The sequence below is a fragment of the Leeuwenhoekiella sp. W20_SRS_FM14 genome, from assembly GCF_052119605.1.
In the GTDB taxonomy this organism is placed as follows: Bacteria; Bacteroidota; Bacteroidia; order Flavobacteriales; family Flavobacteriaceae; genus Leeuwenhoekiella.
The window spans coordinates 1-5555 of record NZ_JBGQOK010000013.1; the positions used below are offsets into that span (position 1 = coordinate 1).

The window sequence follows — 5555 nt, forward strand, 5'->3', positions numbered from 1 at the left end:
TAACTCGGCTTTTTTCTGCCAACGCTAATAAAGCCAAAACACAAAAAAAGCCGGAAACCCGTTAAAGCTTTTATACGGGACCGTTGGGCATAATTTGAGCAAAATGAAAAAAACACTGATAATATTATTGGTTGGAATTTCCAATATTACTTTTTCACAGACGATAACAGAAATTGATTCTGTTTCTTATGAAATGTGTGATTACCTGAAAAATTTAGATATTAAAAACGATACACTGAAAATAAACACATTATATGAAAAACAACTTTATCCATATTTAGGAAAATTTGAGCAATCACAAACTCAGAAAATTGGACAACAAGTTTATTATAGACTTCAAAGGAATTGTGTCGAATTTCGGGATTTATTAGACAGATTGGAACCGCCAAAAGAATCAGTGACAAGAATAACGGAAAAACCAAAACCCGAAATATCGAAAAAGCAACTCAAGGAATTTAAAAACCAAAAGGAATTTTATTATTTCGAAGTTGCTGGAGATACAACGCGAGTAAAAATGGAAAAAGGAAAATGGACGGACTCATTTTCCGATAATACAACTTCAAATCTGACTTATAGTTGGATTAACGAAACAGAATTCCAATTAGTGTTTATGGAAAGTAACAATGAAACACGGTCAAATTTTAGTGTAAAAGGCGATAAGTATATTTATCAGATTTTATCAAAAGAAGATGGATATTATCAAATGACAGTAAATATTCCTGGACAAGAAACTTTTGAGAAATTCAAAATGTATTACGAATAAAAAACTATGCCCAACACCGTATATAATTTATTGCTAGTTCTAGCCTACTTACGAAAGTCCTCGCGGACTTTCTATTCGGTTTTTATTTGCCAAATTTAGTGCTTAAACCACGCAACAAACCATATACAAGAACGTTGTAAAATATAAAATTTGTTCAGATCTATAATGAACGAAATATATTGAGTTTTATACCTCACTTTCTACTAAACTTACCAGTCTTACTCCTTCCCTAGTGTCGCTTTTTTGCTAAGGTCACGGATGGAAAAAATGATTTTCAAAACTGTATCTAAGCAGTTCGCAAAAGCTACCCTAAAGGAAAAAATCATTTTTCTGTTTTAGTCGATCTAAAACCGTTAATACATTTAACAACAATGCATAAAAGCAATAACGGCGCTTTTGTTGTTCGTTTATTAAGGTATTTTAGTATTTTAGTGCTGTTGGTGAAAAGTAAGTAACTCGGCTTTTTTCTGCCAACGCTAATAAAGCCAAAACACAAAAAAAGCCGGAAACTCGTTAAAGCTTTTATACGGGACCGTTGTAAAATATAAAATTTGTTCAGATCTATAATGAACGAAATATATTGAGTTTCATACCTCACTTTCTTTTAAACTTACCAGTCTTACTCCTTCCCTAGTATCGCTTTTTGCTAAGGTCACGGATGAAAAAAATGATTTTCAAAACTGTACCTAAGCAGTTCGCAAAAGCTATCCTAAAGGAAAAAATCATTTTTCTGTTTTAGTCGATCTAAAACCGATAATACATTTAACAACAATGCATAAAAGCAATAACGGCGCTTTTGTTGTTCGTTTATTAAGGTATTTTAGTTTTTTAGTGCTGTTGGTGAAAAGTAAGTAACTCGGCTTTTTTCTGCCAACGCTAATAAAGCCAAAACACAAAAAAAACCGGAAACCCGTTAAAGCTTTTATACGCGACCGTTGCCATTAATTTGAATGAACTACACGAACGAGAAAATAATTGAACGAATTGAATCAGGAGAAAACCTGAAATATCTTCTATTTTGGGGACATCAAAAGTCTGACCAAATCACAAAATCTTGTTTCAGCCAATGGTACGAATCTGAAGTTGAGGTTAACGGAATTAAATTTTTGACTGCCGAACATTATATGATGGCTGAAAAAGCTCTATTATTTGGTGACAAAGAAATTTATCTAGAAATAATCGAGTCCGAAAAAGCTGGAAAAGTAAAGGAACTTGGAAGAAAAGTAAAAAACTTTAACCAAAGGGTTTGGGAAGAAAATCGATTTGAAATAGTAGTTAGAGGTAATTTCCACAAGTTTAGTCAAAACCTAGAGTTATCGGAATTTTTGAAAAACACAAATGACAGAATTTTAGTTGAGGCAAGTCCTGTAGATAAAATTTGGGGAATCGGACTCGCTCAAAATGATGAAAATGCTGAAATCCCATATTTTTGGAACGGACTGAATTTACTCGGCTATGCCTTAATGGAAACGAGAGACATTCTCATCGAAATTGGAGAATTTAAAGAACTTAAAAATCCTATTCTGCCACCTTGGTTGGCTCATCCAGAAATAGATAAATATAGTATTGGTTGGAGAATGGGATATGGAGAAACTCACATTATGGAATTGAGTAAATATTTGAACAGCTTAACTGAATCTGAAAGAAAAATTTACGAATTGACTTTTCCAGCAAACGGAGAATGGAAAGGTTGGTATGATAATGAATATCACGAATAAAAAACTAATGGCAACACCGTGTATAGCTCATTGCGGCTGAATTCCTTAATCGGAATTCATTGCAATTTGCTATCTTTCGGTTACAGCGGAAAATCATAACTGATTTCCCGCAACGAGCCATACACAAACACGTTAGCACCAATATAAACTCAACCTTGAACAAAAAAACATTATTCCGAATATTATTATCGACTGGAGCCATTTTATGGGTTTTGTCTTGGATTGGCGACTTAAATGGAAAGTTGCCTGAATCAACTTACGGAATGATTTTATCAGTTATACTAACGGGATTTGGAATTTATTTTTGGTTAAAATCCTACCAAGAAACAAGAGGACATTATCCGAAATTTTACAAAAAATATCAGGAAATGATTAAATCAATGAAAAAGAATCCATTTAATGGATTTTTCTTCTTGGTAAAAAACTTACTCAAATTTTACACTTTCGTTCTTATCTTCTCAATGATTATAGTTCTTATTGGATATTTGACAATTGGACAATCTGAACCAGTAAAAGTGACTCAAAAATATTGCGAAAACAACATCGATATTCAAAAAATAACTGGAGAAATCAAACACTATGGAATTTTAAGAAATGTAAGTTCTAAATGGAATTCCGAAACTGGAAGTTCTCATTTATCCCTAATTTTTGTCGCTGAAAATGGAGTTTTCAATATTTCCTCAAAATTAGAAACGGAAAATGGAGAATGGGAAGTAAAAGAATATGAATTAATAAATAAAAATACTGGTGCTAACAATGGCTATAAGTAATTGCTTGTTCTCGCCTACTTCTGAAAATCCTCGCGGATTTTCAGTTTGGTGTGTACTTGCTAAGTTTAGTGCTAAACCACGCAACTACTCATAGCCGAGACCGTTGGCAAACATATGACAGAAAACCTTGACGACATAATAGAATTTGAAAATGAAAATACTGAATTGGATTTTAAGGCAATTCAATATCAAAAAGTCAAGTTTCAAGATTTACTGAAAGATTTAATGTCTATGGCTAATGCTAAAACAGATGCTGATAAATATATAATAGTTGGTGTTAAGTTATTAGGAAATGGAAATAGAGATATTTTAGGTATCACAGAAGATTTTATTGACGAAGCCACCTACCAACAACTAGTCCACAACAATATTGAACCAGAATTAAACTTTTCTTACGTTTCTTATCAGTTTCAAAATAAAACTCTCGGAGTATTTAAAATCTTTGATTCCATTGACCGACCATATATGATGAAAAAGGATTTTGGTAAATTAAGAATTGGAGAGGCTTTTATTAGAAAAGGTTCGCATCAAACAAGATTAACAAGAAAGGACTTTGATTTTTACACCGAAAAGAAAATAACTGAAAAGAAATTTAAAGGTAAAATTCATACTTATTTTGATGAAATAAATCAAAAGTCAATTGCGCTCAAAATATTAAGTAGCGGAGATTATCCATCAGATAAAGCAGCAGAAAAAATCAAAAAAATACTTTCAGATAAAAAAGAGAAATTAAAAAAAACAGAAGGAATGTTTGTTCCATTTTTTGACCAAGATATTCCAATGTTAGGTGGAACACCTTATGAAAATAGAAGCATTAAAACATTAGAAGGAAATTTAGAAAATGTAGCAGAAACTTATCGAGAAGATGATTTACATTATCTTTTCGAAGTTAAAGCCCATAAGTTTAACTTTAGGATTTTAAATGATGATACCGAATATCTAGAAGATACCTCGATTGAACTTACAATTGAAAAGGAAGGATTATATATTGCCGACAAAATTTATTCTAAACCAGATAATTCAAATAGCATTATATCTTTAAAATATGAACTAAATCCGCCATCTTGGGAAAGTATGAATTATCCAGAAGTTATGGAAAATGAAACGGAATATCTAATACTGGAAAACCTAGGAGATTTAAAACATCAAATAAGTGAGAATGCACTAAAAGTAGATTTAAGAATTGCAATAAATCCGAAATTAAACAAAACTGAAAAAATAATAAAAATTAAAATATTTGGAAAAAATCTGAGCAAGCCTATTGAAGACCAACTAATAATCAAGGTCATTGAATAAAATACGATTTGCCAACACTGCATATACTTTATTGCTTAGTTTCGCCTATTTACGAAAATCCTCGCGGATTTTCTATTCGGTAATTATTTACTAAATTAGGTGCTTAAACCACGCAACAAAGCATATTCAAACACGTTGGCACACATATAAAAAAACACGTTTGCACATTGAAAAATAAGTTGATTTTACTGCTTCTACTACTTAATTCATTCAGCGGATTTACTCAAAATCTGACTGAAAAAGACTTTGTGATTTTGACTTTTGAAATGGACAGAAATAAAGATTCTCACGGAACTTTTATTTACTATTGGGTTGCAGAATTAGAAAAATATGAAAAGGTAGATGAATATAAGGAACCAATAATCTATTCTCTTTTTTTACACGAATTTTATGGTAGTGACCAATTGGAATCTTGTTGTTTAGGAAAAGAGTCTTATCCCTACAATATGACAACTGGAACGGAATTTAATTTTCCTGACAATTATAGTGATTACCTGACTGAATTACGTGAATTGGTAAAAAAGGATAGACAAAAAATCCAAGTAATCAAAAAAGAGTGGAAAGACGGGTATAGGGAAAAAGTAACTGTTTATGCAACACCTGTGCGAGGAAAAGTATGTGCTTGTGAATTTGGTGGTGACCGATTTTTGACAAAAGGCGACCGAATTAGTTTTCCGAAAGGAAATTATGAAATAATAAAAGACTATTTGACTAAAGAAAAACGGATTCTACTGTATAAAGACTTTTCCGATTTTGACTATTCAAATACCGATTACAGAACTGGAAAATGAAAAAAATACGTGTGCCAACAATGTATAACCGCAATTGCGGTCATAGTTGCACAAATGAATTTGGTTTCCTACAAAAACACTATCTTCCCAACTGAAAAAAACTAAAGAGAAAACACCGCAACTGCGGTTATACGGTACCGTTATCTCTTATTTGAGAAAAACTTTTGGCTCATTCAAAAAAGCAATTTACTCATTTTGACTTTTAAGATTAATTACC

At 31.8% G+C, this 5555-nt stretch carries 5 protein-coding genes; all 5 read left to right on the forward strand.

Annotated features, from left to right (window positions below; all coding sequences use genetic code 11):
• The first annotated feature begins 103 nt into the window (after nucleotides 1-103).
• The 5 genes from ACEN25_RS15760 to ACEN25_RS15780 all read left to right on the forward strand — a co-directional run bounded on the left by ACEN25_RS15760 (nucleotide 104) and on the right by ACEN25_RS15780 (nucleotide 5338).
• The gene (locus ACEN25_RS15760) at nucleotides 104-763 is read left to right on the forward strand and encodes a hypothetical protein (protein WP_441803752.1); all 660 of its coding nucleotides are present in this window, start codon (nucleotides 104-106) and stop codon (nucleotides 761-763) included.
• Between the two features lie 950 nt (nucleotides 764-1713).
• Nucleotides 1714-2481 (forward strand): NADAR family protein, encoded by a 768-nt coding sequence (locus ACEN25_RS15765; RefSeq protein WP_441803753.1) that lies wholly within the window; start codon nucleotides 1714-1716, stop codon nucleotides 2479-2481.
• Between the two features lie 155 nt (nucleotides 2482-2636).
• On the forward strand, nucleotides 2637-3251 hold the full coding sequence (locus ACEN25_RS15770; RefSeq protein WP_441803754.1) for a hypothetical protein: 615 nt from the start codon (nucleotides 2637-2639) through the stop codon (nucleotides 3249-3251).
• Nucleotides 3252-3365: 114 nt separating this feature from the next.
• Entirely contained in the window at nucleotides 3366-4547 is a 1182-nt protein-coding gene (locus ACEN25_RS15775) for an AlbA family DNA-binding domain-containing protein (protein WP_441803755.1), read from the forward strand.
• A 167-nt stretch (nucleotides 4548-4714) separates the two neighbouring features.
• Nucleotides 4715-5338 carry a hypothetical protein gene (locus ACEN25_RS15780; protein WP_441803756.1) on the forward strand — a complete coding sequence of 208 codons (624 nt, stop codon included), beginning with the start codon at nucleotides 4715-4717 and terminating at the stop codon, nucleotides 5336-5338.
• Nucleotides 5339-5555 lie beyond the last annotated feature (217 nt).